The 13,728-nt window shown below is 69.8% G+C and carries 14 protein-coding genes and 1 riboswitch; of the genes, 2 read left to right on the top strand and 12 right to left on the bottom strand.

The genetic code is table 11. The annotated features are described in order from the left end of the window. Window positions 1–15 precede the first annotated feature (15 nt). The 9 genes from nusB to ACW5DW_RS12575 all read right to left on the bottom strand — a co-directional run bounded on the left by nusB (window position 16) and on the right by ACW5DW_RS12575 (window position 7,755). Window positions 16–528 carry a transcription antitermination factor NusB gene (gene nusB / locus ACW5DW_RS12615; protein WP_457019305.1) on the bottom strand — a complete coding sequence of 171 codons (513 nt, stop codon included), beginning with the start codon at window positions 526–528 and terminating at the stop codon, window positions 16–18. After that, on the bottom strand, window positions 477–944 hold the full coding sequence (gene ribH, locus ACW5DW_RS12610; protein ID WP_457019304.1) for a 6,7-dimethyl-8-ribityllumazine synthase: 468 nt from the start codon (window positions 942–944) through the stop codon (window positions 477–479). The genes nusB and ribH overlap by 52 nt, the downstream gene beginning before the upstream one ends. Window positions 945–1,047: 103 nt before the next feature. Next, window positions 1,048–2,148 (bottom strand): 3,4-dihydroxy-2-butanone-4-phosphate synthase, encoded by a 1,101-nt coding sequence (gene ribB / locus ACW5DW_RS12605; RefSeq protein ID WP_457019303.1) that lies wholly within the window; start codon window positions 2,146–2,148, stop codon window positions 1,048–1,050. Then, a complete protein-coding gene (locus ACW5DW_RS12600) occupies window positions 2,145–2,756 on the bottom strand; it encodes a riboflavin synthase (protein ID WP_457019301.1) in 612 nt (203 codons plus the stop codon). Before ACW5DW_RS12600 ends, ribB begins: the two co-directional genes overlap by 4 nt. A 64-nt stretch (window positions 2,757–2,820) precedes the next feature. Then, window positions 2,821–2,987, bottom strand: a riboswitch (FMN riboswitch). A gap of 37 nt (window positions 2,988–3,024) precedes the next feature. Beyond that, window positions 3,025–4,029: a Gfo/Idh/MocA family protein gene (locus tag ACW5DW_RS12595; RefSeq protein WP_457019300.1), complete on the bottom strand. Its 1,005-nt coding sequence runs from the start codon at window positions 4,027–4,029 to the stop codon at window positions 3,025–3,027. 59 nt (window positions 4,030–4,088) lie between these two features. Beyond that, entirely contained in the window at window positions 4,089–5,186 is a 1,098-nt protein-coding gene (ribD, locus tag ACW5DW_RS12590) for a bifunctional diaminohydroxyphosphoribosylaminopyrimidine deaminase/5-amino-6-(5-phosphoribosylamino)uracil reductase RibD (RefSeq protein ID WP_457019298.1), read from the bottom strand. A gap of 108 nt (window positions 5,187–5,294) precedes the next feature. Beyond that, window positions 5,295–5,828, bottom strand: coding sequence for a transcriptional regulator NrdR (nrdR, locus tag ACW5DW_RS12585; protein ID WP_457019297.1), 534 nt, complete (start codon window positions 5,826–5,828; stop codon window positions 5,295–5,297). A gap of 15 nt (window positions 5,829–5,843) precedes the next feature. Next, window positions 5,844–7,112 carry a serine hydroxymethyltransferase gene (gene glyA, locus ACW5DW_RS12580; RefSeq protein ID WP_457019296.1) on the bottom strand — a complete coding sequence of 423 codons (1,269 nt, stop codon included), beginning with the start codon at window positions 7,110–7,112 and terminating at the stop codon, window positions 5,844–5,846. 145 nt (window positions 7,113–7,257) lie between these two features. Continuing rightward, complete coding sequence (locus tag ACW5DW_RS12575) at window positions 7,258–7,755, bottom strand: RcnB family protein (protein WP_457019295.1); 498 nt, start codon at window positions 7,753–7,755, stop codon at window positions 7,258–7,260. Window positions 7,756–7,998: 243 nt separating this feature from the next. Between ACW5DW_RS12575 and ettA the strand changes: the two genes are divergently transcribed. Both ettA and pyrF read left to right on the top strand, forming a co-directional pair. Beyond that, complete coding sequence (ettA, locus tag ACW5DW_RS12570) at window positions 7,999–9,663, top strand: energy-dependent translational throttle protein EttA (protein ID WP_457019294.1); 1,665 nt, start codon at window positions 7,999–8,001, stop codon at window positions 9,661–9,663. A gap of 150 nt (window positions 9,664–9,813) precedes the next feature. Further along, on the top strand, window positions 9,814–10,629 hold the full coding sequence (gene pyrF, locus ACW5DW_RS12565) for an orotidine-5'-phosphate decarboxylase (protein ID WP_457019293.1): 816 nt from the start codon (window positions 9,814–9,816) through the stop codon (window positions 10,627–10,629). Between the two features lie 11 nt (window positions 10,630–10,640). Here the strand turns inward: pyrF and pncB are convergent, their stop codons facing one another. From pncB to ACW5DW_RS12550, 3 genes are all read right to left on the bottom strand, one after another. Further along, entirely contained in the window at window positions 10,641–11,834 is a 1,194-nt protein-coding gene (gene pncB, locus ACW5DW_RS12560) for a nicotinate phosphoribosyltransferase (RefSeq protein ID WP_457019291.1), read from the bottom strand. Between the two features lie 151 nt (window positions 11,835–11,985). After that, complete coding sequence (locus ACW5DW_RS12555; protein WP_457019290.1) at window positions 11,986–12,828, bottom strand: glycosyltransferase family 2 protein; 843 nt, start codon at window positions 12,826–12,828, stop codon at window positions 11,986–11,988. Then, window positions 12,828–13,718, bottom strand: coding sequence for a glycosyltransferase family 2 protein (locus ACW5DW_RS12550; RefSeq protein ID WP_457019573.1), 891 nt, complete (start codon window positions 13,716–13,718; stop codon window positions 12,828–12,830). The genes ACW5DW_RS12555 and ACW5DW_RS12550 overlap by 1 nt, the downstream gene beginning before the upstream one ends. Window positions 13,719–13,728 lie beyond the last annotated feature (10 nt).

Genomic DNA, 13,728 nt, shown 5'->3' with positions numbered 1-13,728 from the left:
CCCGGTACTCCGGGCCTAGGTGCGCGGGGACTGGACTTCGGCAGCGCGCCACTGGGCGGCGGCGCGGTCGAGCACGCTGTTGACGTAGGTGTGGCCGTGCTCGGAGCCGAAGCGTTTGACCGTCTTCAGCGCCTCGTCGATGACCACGCGATAAGGAACGTCGATCCGGTACTGCAGTTCGTAGGCGGCAATGCGCAGCATCGCGCGCTCGATCGGGTCGACCTCTTCCATGGTGCGGTCAAGGAAGGGCTGCAGCGATGCGTCCAGCGCCTTGTGGTGCTGGCCGACGCCCTGCACCAGCTCCTCGAAGTAGGCCAGGTCCGCGACTTCGTGCGCCTGTTCGTGGGCGAACTGCGCGATCGCGTTGTTCGCGTCCACGCCCGAGAGCTGCATGGCGTACACCGCCTGCAGCGCGCGCCGGCGCGAACGCGTGCGCGCAACCGGGTCGACGCCATCGCGACGCTGTGGCCCGCGGCTCACGACAGCTTCTCCTGCAGGTTGGCCATCTCGATCGCCACCAGCGCGCATTCCTCACCCTTGTTGCCGTGGCTGCCGCCGGCGCGGCGCTCGGCGTCCTCATGGGTGTCGACGGCAAGCACGCCGTTGGCCACCGGCACGCCGTGGTCGAGCGCCACACGCATGAGCGCCTCGCTGCAACCGTCGGCCACCTGCTCGAAATGGCGGGTGTCGCCGCGGACCACGCAGCCCAGCGCGATGATCGCGCGGTGGGCGGCGCCTGCCGCGAGCTGGCGCGCCGCCATCGGGATTTCCCAGGCGCCGGGCACGCGCACCACGTCGATCGCCGCTTCGTCCACGCCGTGGTCGGCAAAGGCCTTGCGCGCGCCGGCCACCAGCGAATCGGTGATCCGCGGGTTCCAGCGGCTGGCGATGATCGCGAAGCGGGCGCCGTCGGGAGCGCTCAGGTCGCCTTCGTAATGGCTCATGCCTGGGAAGGATCCGGAAAGGGGACAGGGATTCTAGCGCGGGCCGCTGGCGGGGACGTTGCGTGGAACCGCACGCACCCGGGATCGCGCCTTTGCCCCACCCCTACGGCGCGACGTACTCCACGATTTCCAGCCCGAATCCCGCCAGGCCCACCTGGCGCCGCGGCGTGCCCAGCACGCGCAGTTGCCCAAAGCCCAGATCGTGCAGGATCTGCGCGCCGGCGCCGTTGCGGCGCCATTCGCCGACGGTGCCGGACTTTCCGGGCTTGGCGGCCGGGCCCTGCTGGCGGATGCGCGCCAGCAGGACGTCCGGATCGTGCGGCTCGTCGAGCAGCACCAGCGCGCCGGCATCGTCCGCGGCCAGCATCGCCAGAACGTCGCCGGTCGCCACCCCGAAGTCGCCGCGCCGCCAGTGCAGCGCGTCGGCCAGCAGGTTGTGCGGCTGCACGCGCACCAGCGAGGCACGCGCCGGATCGGGCGTGCCGCGCACCATGGCGAAATGCAGCGCGTGGCCGACGCGGTCGCGGTAGGTCACCAGCCGGAACGCGCCATGCGGCGTGTCGATGTTGCGCTCGTCGACACGCTCGACCGTGTGTTCGGTCTCCAGCCGGTGCCGGATCAGGTCCTCGATCGAGCCGATCTTCAGGCCGTGCTCGCGCGCGAACACCTCCAGCTGCGGGCGCCGCGCCATGCTGCCGTCGGGATTGAGGATCTCGACCAGCACGCCGGCCGGTTCCAGCCCCGCCAGCTGCGACAGGTCGGCCGCAGCTTCAGTGTGGCCGCTGCGCGCCAGCACGCCGCCGGGTTCGGCCATCAGCGGGAAGATGTGGCCGGGCTGGGACAGATCGTCGGGTTTGGCGTCCGGACGCACCGCGGTGCGGATGGTGTGGGCGCGGTCATGGGCCGAGATGCCGGTGGTCACGCCTTCCGCGGCCTCGATGCTCACCGTGAAGTTGGTGCGGTGGCGCGAGGTGTTGGACTGCACCATCGGCGGCAGGCCCAACTGCCGACAGCGTTCGCGGGTGAGCGACAGGCACACCAGTCCACGCGCGTGGGTGACCATGAAGTTGATGTCCGACGGCCGCACCAGCTCGGCCGCCATGATCAGGTCGCCCTCGTTCTCGCGGTCCTCGTCGTCGACGATCACGACCATGCGGCCGTTGCGGATCTCTTCCAGCAGTTCGGGCACCGGGGCGAAGCTCATGCCTGTTCCTCCGCGCGCGCGGCCAGCAGGCGCTCGACGTGGCGCGCCAGCAGGTCGACCTCGAGGTTGACCGGATCGCCCTGCGCCGTCTGCGCGAAGGCGGTGTGTGCCAGGGTGTGCGGCACGAGGGTCACGTTGAAGCCATCGCCGTCCACGGCGTTGACCGTGAGGCTGACGCCGTCGACGCAGATCGAGCCCTTCAGCGCGATGTACTTCAGCAGCGGCGTTGGGGAGCTGAAGCGCCAGCGCTGCGCGCCATCGGCGACCGGCTCGATCGCGGCCACCGCGCCGACGCCGTCGACGTGGCCGCTGACCAGATGGCCGCCAAGCCGGTCGCCCATGCGCAGCGCGCGTTCGAGGTTCAGCGCGCGCCCTTCGCGTAGTGCGCCCAGCGTGGTCAGCGACAGCGTCTCGGCCGAGACGTCGGCCTCGAAATGCACGTCGTCGAAGGCCACCACCGTCAGGCAGGCGCCGTTGACCGCGATGCTTTCGCCCAGCTGGATATCGGCTGCGGCGAGCGTGCCGAAGGCGATGCGCAGCCGCGCATCGGCGTCGCGTGCTTCGCGCGAGGCCAGCGCGCCGATTCCCTGGATCAATCCCGTGAACATGGTCCGTTTCCCGCATGGCGGCAAACGCCCAAAGGGCGGGCCACGCACGGCAACGGCCGCGCGCGGTGGTCTTCTTTCATCCGGACTATGACCGTCGGCCCCGGAATCCGACCGGGTCTGCTGACCCCGCATGCACGGCGGCATGCGGGCGCTCGCGGGCTCGTGGATGCGTCGCGACGCGACCTTCCACCTACCGCCGGTGGGGACTTGCACCCCGCCCTGAAGACATCTGCATTGGTGAGTGCCGGCCTGCGCCGGCGTGCGCATTCTAGCGCAGCGCACCCTGCGACGCCCGCGCAGCGGCGGCCTCGCGGAAGCCCGACAGCACCGTGTCGATGACGCGCGTGGTGCGCGCGGCGGACTCACCGGTCGACGGACAGGCGCCCTCCCCGCGCAGTTGCGCCGTCAGCGTCTCCAGCAGTGGCAGCTGGATGTGGCGGGGATTGGCGATCTCGAAACGCTGCGTGCCATCGACGCGCTCAAGTTCGAGCGGCACCTCGTCGAAGGTGGCGAAGCGCAGACGGCCCGCATCGCCGGTGATTTCGACCAGGTCGCGCCGCGCATCGCTGCGGAAGCACCACTCGCCATCGCCCTCCACGCCGCCGGCATCGAACGACATCGACACGCGGTCCTCCGCCGGATACAGGCCAGCCGAGGACGCCTCTCCCGAGACCCGTACGAGTGGGCCGAGCAGGAGGTCCAGCAGGTCCAGCGTGTGGCTGCCGAGGTCGACGAACAGGCCGCCGCCGGAAATTTCCGGCCGCAGGCGCCAGGGCAGCGCCGCTGCATCGGCCAGGCTTGGATCAGGCACCCGGTGCACGCAGACGCGCACCCGGCGCGGCGTTCCGATGGCGCCGGCCGCAAGCAGCTCGCGCACCTTCAGAAAGCGGGGCAGCGCGCGCCGGTAGAAGGCGACGAACAGCGGAACGCCGGTCTCGCGGCTCACGGCCAGCATCGCGTCACATTCCGCCGCGTCCAGCGCCATCGGCTTTTCGACATAGACGGGCTTGCCCGCACGCATCGCGGCGATCGCGTAGTGCGCGTGGGTCGAGGGCGGCGTGGCCACGTACACCGCATCCACGCCCGGATCGGCGATGAGCGCGTGTGCGTCGTCGTACCAGCGCGGCACGCCGTGGCGTCGCGCGTAATCCTCAGCCCTGGCACGGTCGCGGCGCATCACCGCCACCAGCGACGAGCCGGTCGCCTGCTGCAGCGCCGGGCCGCTCTTGACCTCGGTGACGTCGCCACAGCCGATGATGCCCCAGCAGGTCATTGCCGCCTCCGGTTCTGCGCCCAAGGATTATTGACGCGTGGCTGCGCCGCGCAGCTTGCTCAGCCCGACGCCTGCGGCTGCATCCGCAGCCGCAGGTCCCCGCCGACGCGGCGTCCGTCGACGATCGTCATCCGCAGGGTCTGCGCCATCTCGGTGAAACCCAGGCCGCCGAACAGTGGCCTGGCCTTGTCGCCCAGCACCACAGGCGCGATGTACAGCAGCAATTCGTCGACCAGGCCGGCGCCCAGCAGCGCGCCGGCGAGCGTGGCACCGGCCTCCACGTGCGCCTCATTGACGCCGCGCTGCGCCAGCAGGGCCAGCACCGCATGCAGGTCGAACATGCCCGCCTTCACCGGCACGGCCGCGCGGTCGGCGACCAGCTCGCGCGGCGGCTTGATGTCCGGCGCGTGCAGGTACAGCGTCGGCGCATCGCCTTCGCGCACCTTGCCGCGCGCGACCGTGGCCAGGCCCGGGTCGAGCACCACGCGCAGCGGGGGCACGAACTCGCGTGGCTCGTCGAAACGCACCGTCAGCGAGGGATCGTCCGCCAGCACGGTGCCGGCGCCGGTGAGGATCGCGCCCGCGCGTGCGCGCCAGCGCATCACGTCGGCGCGCGCCGCCTCGCCGGTGATCCATTTCGATTCGCCGCTGGCCATGGCCGTGCGCCCGTCCAGGCTGCAGGCCAGCTTGACCCGCACCCACGGACGCCCGCGCTCGATGCGGGAAAGGAAACCGACGTTGAGCGCACGCGACTGCGTTTCCATCAGGCCGACCTCGACCCCGATACCGGCCGCGCGCAGGCGCTCGAAACCCGCGCCGTCGACCTGCGGAAAGGGATCGCGCATCGCCGCCACCACCCGCGCAACGCCGGCCTCGATCAACGCGGCCGCGCAGGGGCCGGTGTGCCCGGTGTGGTTGCAGGGCTCGAGGGTGACGTAGGCGGTGGCGCCGCGGGCACGCGCACCGGCAGCCTGCAGCGCGATGACTTCGGCATGCGGCCCGCCCTGGCGCCGGTGCCAGCCCTCGCCCACCACCTCGTCGCCATGCGCGATCACGCAGCCGACCATCGGATTGGGCTTGGTGGTCCATGCGCCGCGCTCGGCCAGCCGCAGCGCGCGCGCCATCATCGCGTGGTCGGTCGCGCTGAATCCGCTCATCCTGAAAAGCCCTTTTCTGCCACGGATCTGCGCGGATCAACGCGGATCAAGGCAAGGAACATATCCGCGTTCATCCGCGCAATCCGTGGCAGAAAAGCCGTGGGGGCATCAGCGCTTGCGGCCCTTGCCGCCGGGCTTGCCGAACGCCACGACTTCGCCGCCCAGCAGCGGCAGCTGGGCCTCGCCGGGCAGTTCGCGTTCGAGCCGGTCGAGCTCTTCGCGGAAGTCGGTGATGTCCTCGAACGAGCGGTACACCGAGGCGAAGCGCACGAAGCCGACGTGGTCGAGCTTGCGCAGTTCCGCGATCACGAATTCTCCCACGCGCCGCGAGGCCAGTTCGCGCTCGGTGGTCATGCGCAGCTGGTGCACCACCGCACGCACCGCCGCCTCGATCTGCTCTTCCGACACCGACCGCTTGTGCAGCGCGCGGTCCATGCTGGTGCGCAGCTTGCGCGCGTCGAACGGCTCGCGCCGTCCGTCGCCCTTGATGATCACCGGCAGCTTGAGTTCGATCGTCTCCAGCGTGCTGAAGCGCTCGCCGCAGGCTTCGCACTCGCGACGCCGCCGGATCGTCGCGCCGTCGTCGGACGCGCGCGAATCGATGACCTTGGTGTCCTGGTGCTGGCAGAAGGGGCAGTGCATCAGGCGTCGGGACTGTCAGCCGTAGACGGGGAACTGCCGGCACTGCTGGGTGACGCCCTCGCGCACGCGGGCAAGGACGGCCTCGTCCTCCGGCGCATCGAGCACGTCGCAGATCCAGTGGGCCAGCGTCGCGCAGTCGTCCTCGGCATAGCCGCGGGTGGTGACCGCCGGCGTGCCGATGCGCAGGCCCGAGGTGACGAAGGGCTTCTGCGGGTCGTTGGGCACGGCGTTCTTGTTGACCGTGATGTGGGCCTTGCCCAGCGCTTCCTCGGCTGCCTTGCCGGTGATCGGCTTGCCGATCATGTCGACCAGCATCAGGTGGTTCTCGGTGCCGCCGGAGACGATCCTGTAGCCGCGCTCGATGATCACCTTGGCCATCGCCTGCGCGTTCTTCACCACCTGCGCCTGGTAGGTCTTGAACTCCGGCTCCAGCGCTTCCTTGAAGGCCACCGCCTTGGCCGCGATCACGTGCATCAGCGGACCGCCCTGGATGCCCGGGAAGACGATCGACTGCAGCTTCTTGGTCATCGCGTCGTAGCCGTCGCCCGCGCCTTCGCGGCTGGCGACGATGATGCCGCCGCGCGGCCCGCGCAGGGTCTTGTGCGTGGTCGAGGTCACCACGTGCGCATGCGGCACCGGGTTGGGGTACACGCCGGCGGCGACCAGGCCGGCGACGTGCGCCATGTCCACGAACAGCAGCGCGCCGATCTTGTCGGCAATGGCGCGAAAGCGCGCCCAGTCGATCTTCTGCGAGTAGGCGCTGAAGCCCGCAACCACCATCTTCGGCTCGTGCTCCACGGCCAGCTTCTCGACTTCGTCGTAGTCGATCAGGCCTGCGTCGTTCACGCCGTACTGCACGGCGTTGAACAGCTTGCCCGAAGCGTTGACCTTGGCGCCGTGGGTCAGGTGCCCGCCGTGCGCCAGCGACATGCCGAGAATGGTGTCGCCCGGCTGCAGGAGTGCGAAATACACCGCCTGGTTGGCCTGCGAGCCCGAGTGCGGCTGCACGTTGGCGTAGTCGGCGCCGAACAGCTGCTTGAGGCGGTCGAGGGCGAGCTGCTCGGCCACGTCGACGTATTCGCAGCCGCCGTAGTAGCGCTTGCCCGGGTAGCCTTCGGCGTACTTGTTGGTCAGCTGGCTGCCCTGGGCCTCCATCACCCGCGGGCTGCAGTAGTTTTCCGACGCGATCAGCTCGACGTGGTCCTCCTGGCGCCGGACCTCCGATGCGATCGCGGCGGCGAGTTCGGGGTCGTAACCTTCGATACGTGCGTCGCGGGAAAACATCGTGGCTCCGGGGCAACGGGGGGACCCCCGGATTGTACCCGCCCGGCCGCGCAAAGGCTTGGCGTCGCACACGCAGTGGCGCGGACCGCAAATGAAAAACGCGCCCCGGAGGGCGCGTTCGTGCGGGATCGGCGGGTTCGGCCGCTCAGCGCAGCAGGAGATCGGCGATGACGCCAGTGGCGATGGCCACCAGCAGGAAGTCGCCGTGGTCGTCGCGCATCCAGCGGTGGCCGCGCGGCGGATGGCGCAGGCCGTGGCCGTAATAGTCGTTCACCACGTAGACCGGCCGCTGGTAGTGGTGCACGTAGCCGCCGCGGGCCCAGCGCGGCGGGCCGGCGTGGTGGCGCGGCGCCGGGTGGTAGTGGCGGACCACGGGACGATGGTGGACGACCACCGCCGGGCGCCGGTCGCGGCCGTTGTAGCTGTAGCGGTCGTCGCGACGGTCGTAGCGGTTGTCGAGGCGCGCCTGGCGGTGGTTGCGACGGTGATCGCGGTTGTCGCGGCGGCTGTCGTGTCCGCGGCGATCATGGTCGCGGTGGCCGTGGCCGCCGCGGCGGTCGTTGTCGGCCAGCGCGATGGCCGGGGCGGCCGCCGTCGCGAGCGCCAGCATCAGGGCGGTGCCCCACTTGAGTCCGAGATTCATGCCTTCACTCCAGGTCGCGGTCCGCGCCGTCCGCACCCGGGTCGGCGTCCAGGTGACTATCGGTCGCCGCAGCTGAACCAGCGCTCCCCGCAGGGGCCTGCGCGCCGCCGGCGCTCACTCCTGTTTAACGACTGCTCAGGCCGGCCCGAAGGCGGCGCTGCCGCTATAATCCCCTGTTCCCGATCGATCCTGCCGGTCCGCGCCCTTGGCGCGGGTCTCGGCCGCGTGCAACCCGGAGTTCCCATGTCGTCGCAGTACATCTACACCATGAACCGCGTGTCCAAGGTGGTCCCGCCGAAGCGGCAGATCATCAAGGATATCTCCCTGAGCTTCTTCCCCGGCGCCAAGATCGGCCTGCTGGGCCTCAACGGTTCGGGCAAGTCGACCGTGCTGCGGATCATGGCCGGCGTCGACCAGGACTTCGAGGGCGAGGCCCGCCCGCAGGCCGGGATCAAGGTCGGCTACCTGGAGCAGGAGCCGCAGCTCGACCCCACGAAGACCGTGCGCGAAGCGGTCGAGGAAGGCGTGGGCGAAGTGCTGCAGGCGCAGGCGCGGCTGGACGAGGTCTACGCCGCCTACGCCGAGGAAGGCGCCGACTTCGACGCACTGGCCAAGGAGCAGGAGCGGCTGGAAGCGATCCTCGCCGCGGGCGACGCGCACACGCTGGAGAACCAGCTGGAGGTCGCGGCCGACGCGCTGCGCCTGCCGCCGTGGGACGCGGTGATCGGCAAGCTGTCGGGCGGCGAGAAGCGCCGCGTCGCGCTGTGCCGCCTGCTGCTGCAGAAGCCGGACATGCTGCTGCTCGACGAACCGACCAACCATCTCGACGCCGAGTCGGTGGAGTGGCTCGAGCAGTTCCTGGCGCGCTACACCGGCACCGTGGTCGCCGTCACCCATGACCGCTACTTCCTCGACAACGCGGCCGAGTGGATCCTCGAGCTCGACCGCGGCCGCGGCATTCCGTGGAAGGGCAACTACACCGAGTGGCTGCAGCAGAAGGAAGACCGGCTGAAGCAGGAGGACAACCAGGAAAAGTCGCGCCAGAAGGCGATCCAGAAGGAGCTGGAGTGGGCACGGCAGAACGCCAAGGGCGGCCGCTCCAAGGGCAAGGCGCGCCTGGCGCGCATCGAAGAGCTGCAGTCGGTCGACTACCAGAAGCGCAACGAGACCAACGAGATCTTCATCCCGCCGGGCGAGCGCCTGGGCAACAAGGTGGTCGAGTTCAAGAACGTTTCGAAGCGGTTCGGCGACCGCCTGTTGATCGACGACCTGAGCTTCATGGTGCCCGGCGGCGCGATCGTGGGGATCATCGGTCCCAACGGCGCGGGCAAGTCGACCCTGTTCAGGATGATCACCGGCCAGGAAAAGCCGGACTCGGGCACGATCGAGATGGGCCAGACGGTGCAGCTGGCTTACGTCGACCAGAGCCGCGATACGCTGGAAGGCGACAAGACCGTGTTCGAGGAAGTGTCCGGCGGCCTGGATATCCTCAACATCAACGGCACCGAAATCCAGTCGCGCGCCTACATCGGCCGCTTCAACTTCAAGGGCCAGGACCAGCAGAAGCGCGTGGGCTCGCTCTCGGGTGGTGAACGCGGACGCCTGCACATGGCCAAGACCCTGCTGCAGGGCGGCAACGTGCTGCTGCTCGACGAACCGTCCAACGACCTGGACATCGAGACCCTGCGTGCGCTGGAAGACGCGCTGCTGGAGTTCCCGGGCAACACCTTCGTGATCAGCCATGACCGCTGGTTCCTTGATCGCATCGCCACCCACATCCTCGCCTTCGAAGGCGACAGCCACGTGGAGTTCTTCCAGGGCAACTATCGCGAGTACGAGGAAGACAAGCGCCGCCGCATGGGCGACGACGCCGGTCCCAAGCGCCTGCGGTTCAAGGCGCTGAAGTGACGGCACGCGCAACGCGCGTGCTGTCATCCCGAGCGCAGCGAGGGATCCCGGGCAGATCGTCATTCCCGCTAAAGCGGGGATCCAGCGTCTTTGCCCCGGATGCATGAATGACACTGGGCCCCCGCCTTCGCGGGGGCAACGGGAAGCGCGATGACCTTCACCGACAAGCTCTGCACACGCTGGCATGACGCCGACAGCCTGCTCTGCGTCGGCCTCGATCCGGACCCGGCGAGGTTTCCCACTGGCATGGTGGACGGCCCGGACCGGCTGTTCGACTTCTGCCGCGAGATCGTGGATGCGACCGCGCAGTTCGCGTGCGCGTTCAAGCCGCAGATCGCGTATTTCGCCGCGCATGACGGCGGCGAGGACGCGCTGCAGCGACTGCTGGCGCACATCCGCGCCGCGCATCCGGACCTGCCGGTGGTCCTCGACGCCAAGCGCGGTGACATCGGCAGCACCGCGCAGCAGTACGCAGCGGAGGCCTTCGACCGCTACGGGGCCGACGCAGTCACGCTCAATCCGTACATGGGCCGCGATTCGGCGGACCCGTTCCTGCAGCGCAGCGACCGCGGCTGCATTTTCCTGTGCCACACCTCCAATCCGGGCGCACGCGACTTCCAGGAACTCCTGGTCGACGGCCAGCCGCTGTACCAGCACATCGCGCGCACCATCGCCGGCGAATGGAACGGCAACGGCAACTGCGCGCTGGTGGTGGGCGCGACGTTCCCCGGCGAGCTCAAGCGTATCCGCGACATCGTCGGCGACATGCCGCTGCTGATCCCGGGCGTGGGCGCGCAGGGCGGCGACATCGAGGCGGTGGTGCGCAACGGGACGACTGCCGATGGCACCGGGCTGATGATCAACTCCTCCCGCGGGATCCTGTATGCCTCGGGCGGCGCGGATTACGCGTCGGCGGCGGCGGACGCGGCGCGCTCATTGCGGGACGCGATCAATCGCTACCGCTGAGTCACGGCGAGTCAGGCTGTGCCCGCAGGCTCGACCACGTCGAAGACCTGCCGCAGATAGGACAGATACCCCGGGTCGTCGCACATCGTCTTGCCCGGCGCATCGCTGAGCTTGGCAACGGGCTGGCCATTGCAGCGGACCATCTTCATCACGATGCCGAGCGGCTTTGGCCCCAGGTCGTTGGTGAGGTTGGTGCCCACGCCGAACGACATCAGGCAGCGGCCCTTGAAGTGCGCGTACAGCCGCATGACCTCGTCGATGTCGAGCCCGTCGCTGAACACGAAGATCTTGTTGCGCGGATCGACCTTGTTCGCGGCCAGGTGCGCGATCAGGCGTTCCCCCCAGGCCACCGGATCACCCGAGTCGTGGCGCATGCCGTCGAACAGCTTGCAGAAGTACATGTCGAAGTCGCGCACGAACGCGTCCAGCCCGATCACGTCGGTCAGCGCGATGCCGAGGTCGCCGCGGTACTCGCGGGCCCAGCCCTCGAACGCGGCCACCTGCGAATCGCGCAGGCGCGGACCCAGCGCCTGGTAGGCCTGCAGCCATTCGTGCGCCATCGTGCCCTGCGCGACCAGGCCGTGGCGACGGGCCAGGTCGACGTTGCTGGTGCCGGAGAACTTCTCGCCAAAGCCCCGCACAAGGCGCGGGATCAGCGCTTCGTGCCAGGCGCGCGACCAGCGCCGGCGCGTGCCGAAATCGGTGATGCGGCAGTCCTCGTAGCCGACCGCATCGTTGATCCGGTCGAGCTTGGCCTGCAGCCGGCGCAGTCCTTCGGCCTCGTCGGGCGCGCCGAAGGTGTCGCGGAAATGGACCTCGTTGATGATCGCCAGCAGCGGCACCTCGAACAGGATGGTGTGCAGCCAGGGGCCCTTGACCTCCAGCTCGATCGCGCCGGGCTCGGCGTCGGACGCGCGCAGGGTGACGTACTTGCGCTGCAGCCGGAACAGCGCGAGGAAGTCGACGAAGTCGGACTTCATGAAACGCAGCCCGCGCATGTAGTCCAGTTCGTCGCTCGACAGGCGCAGCGTGCACAGGTGGTCGATCTCCTCCGAGATCGCATCGATGTGCCGCGCGAGGTCGACGCCGGGCGTGCGGCAGCGGAAGCGGTATTCGGCCTGCGCGCCGGGGTGCTGGTGCAGCACCGCCTGCATCATCGTGAACTTGTACAGGTCGGTGTCGAGCAGGGATTCGATCACGGTCATCGTTGTTCCGGGCTGGTACGACACTCTATCGATCCGGCCCACATTTTGTAGGAGCGCCTTCAGGCGAGATCGCATGCACGGTCCCGTCGAACGTCCGTTCGCGGCTGAAGCCGCTCCTGCAACGTGCTGACCGGATCAACGGTTGGGCCTGTCAGGCCTTCGCCCACTGCCGCAGCGCCGCCAGCGGGAACCGCAGCCAGATCGCCGACCAGACCGCCACCCGCGCCGGCCACGACACCTGCGCGGCATCGAACTTGCGGAAATAGCGCCACAGGCCGCGGTGCTTGTGCCACTCCACGAACAGCGGCCGCGAGCGGCTCGACACCCCGCGCAGGTGCAGTACGCGCACGTCGTTGGCCACGGCGACGCGCGCGCCCGCCTCCCGCGCGCGGCGACACAGGTCGAGGTCCTCGGCATGCAGGCGGTAGCCGGTGTCGAAGCCGCCGATGCGGTTGAACAGCGCGCGCGGCATCAGCATCAGCGCGCCGGACACCGCATCGACGCTCTGCACGGCGGTACTGTCGTCGGGCATGACCGCCAGTTCCCGCGCACCGCGATCGTGCAGCATCGCGGCGAAGGCGGGATCGCGGCGGCGGGCCGCCGCATCGCGCTGGTCGTGCTCGTCCACCAGGTCCGCGCCGAGCAGGCAGTTGCCGCCAAGCGCGGTGGCATGGTCGAGCAGGCGCGAGAGCGCATCGGCTTCGAGCAGGCAGTCGGGATTGACGAAGGCCAGCCAGGCGGCGTCGCTGTCGCGCGCGCCCTGGTTGCACGCGACCGAGAATCCGGGGTTGTCCGGGTTGCCGATGAAGCGCAGGCGCGGGTCGAGCGAGGCGTGACGCTGGACCAGTGCAAGCGTCTGATCGGTGGAGCCATTGTCCACGATGCGAATCTGGCGCACGCCACGCGCCGCGCGCAGGCGTGACAGGCAATCGTCGATGGTGGCTGCGCTCTGGTAGCTGACCACGATGGCGGCGATGCCGGGACCCTCGGACATCAGCCGACCTCCGCGGACGTGGCGGGATCGGCGCCGGCGTCGCGATCTTCATCGGGAACCGGAAACAGCTCCTGCTGCAGGCGCGGCCCCTCCGCATCGGCGTTCCGCTGCACGAGCTGTTCGCGAACCTGCCGCAGCGGGTCGTCCATCAGGAAGTTCGCCAGCCGCGGGTGCCAGCCGGGCCAGCGCGCGCCCAGAGCATCCATGTCGCCATCGGCCGGCCCGCCCTCGCCGCCGCGCGCGACGAAGGCGGTTTCGCACAGCACGTTGCGCCAACCCAGGCCAGACAGGCGCAGCGACAGATCGATCAGCGCGGCGTACCAGGAGCGGTAGCTGGCGGCGTCGAGGCCGCCCGCCCTGCGCCGTGCGCTGCCGCGCAGGATCACCGCGTGCGCGACGGCGGCCGGCAGTTCCGGATGCAGCGGCGGCATGGCCGCGCAGGCGCGCGCGATGTGGCCAGCGTCTGCAGGCATCGGCGACACCTCCCCGACCCGCGGCCATGCCGCCACTTCGCCGGCGTTGCACCAGGGCGTGGCGCTGGCGATCGATGCATCGCGCGCGAAGCAGGCGGCCAGCTGCGCGGCCCAGCCCGGCGCCGGCACCGCATCTGGCGCGAGCACGATCGCGTCGGCATCGCCGCAGGCGGCCAGCATCTGGTCGATATGCGCGACCTCTCCGAGGCGGCGGTCGCGGCGGGTGTAATCGGCCTGCAGCGGCGTGTTCGCCAGCCAGCGCTCGATGATCGCCAGCCCGCGCGGACCGGCCTGGGCGTCGTCGGCCAGCCACACGCGCGTGCCCGCCGGCGTTCCGGCATCGAGCGCGGCCAGGCAGGCATCGAGCGCGTCATCGTCCGCGCCGACCGGCAGCAGCACGACCGGTACGTCAGCCATGTGGGTCATC

This window comes from Luteimonas sp. A482 (assembly GCF_054072655.1).
This window is presented reverse-complemented; position numbering and strand designations above follow the sequence as displayed.

Coding starts and splice junctions, on each gene's coding strand:
- nusB (WP_457019305.1), bottom strand. CDS start 528: ATGCGCGCTGGTGGCGATCGAGATGGCCAACCTGCAGGAGAAGCTGTC.
- ribH (WP_457019304.1), bottom strand. CDS start 944: ATGAGCCATTACGAAGGCGACCTGAGCGCTCCCGACGGCGCCCGCTTC.
- ribB (WP_457019303.1), bottom strand. CDS start 2,148: ATGAGCTTCGCCCCGGTGCCCGAACTGCTGGAAGAGATCCGCAACGGC.
- ACW5DW_RS12600 (WP_457019301.1), bottom strand. CDS start 2,756: ATGTTCACGGGATTGATCCAGGGAATCGGCGCGCTGGCCTCGCGCGAA.
- ACW5DW_RS12595 (WP_457019300.1), bottom strand. CDS start 4,029: ATGACCTGCTGGGGCATCATCGGCTGTGGCGACGTCACCGAGGTCAAG.
- ribD (WP_457019298.1), bottom strand. CDS start 5,186: ATGAGCGGATTCAGCGCGACCGACCACGCGATGATGGCGCGCGCGCTG.
- nrdR (WP_457019297.1), bottom strand. CDS start 5,828: ATGCACTGCCCCTTCTGCCAGCACCAGGACACCAAGGTCATCGATTCG.
- glyA (WP_457019296.1), bottom strand. CDS start 7,112: ATGTTTTCCCGCGACGCACGTATCGAAGGTTACGACCCCGAACTCGCC.
- ACW5DW_RS12575 (WP_457019295.1), bottom strand. CDS start 7,755: ATGAATCTCGGACTCAAGTGGGGCACCGCCCTGATGCTGGCGCTCGCG.
- ettA (WP_457019294.1), top strand. CDS start 7,999: ATGTCGTCGCAGTACATCTACACCATGAACCGCGTGTCCAAGGTGGTC.
- pyrF (WP_457019293.1), top strand. CDS start 9,814: ATGACCTTCACCGACAAGCTCTGCACACGCTGGCATGACGCCGACAGC.
- pncB (WP_457019291.1), bottom strand. CDS start 11,834: ATGACCGTGATCGAATCCCTGCTCGACACCGACCTGTACAAGTTCACG.
- ACW5DW_RS12555 (WP_457019290.1), bottom strand. CDS start 12,828: ATGTCCGAGGGTCCCGGCATCGCCGCCATCGTGGTCAGCTACCAGAGC.
- ACW5DW_RS12550 (WP_457019573.1), bottom strand. CDS start 13,718: ATGGCTGACGTACCGGTCGTGCTGCTGCCGGTCGGCGCGGACGATGAC.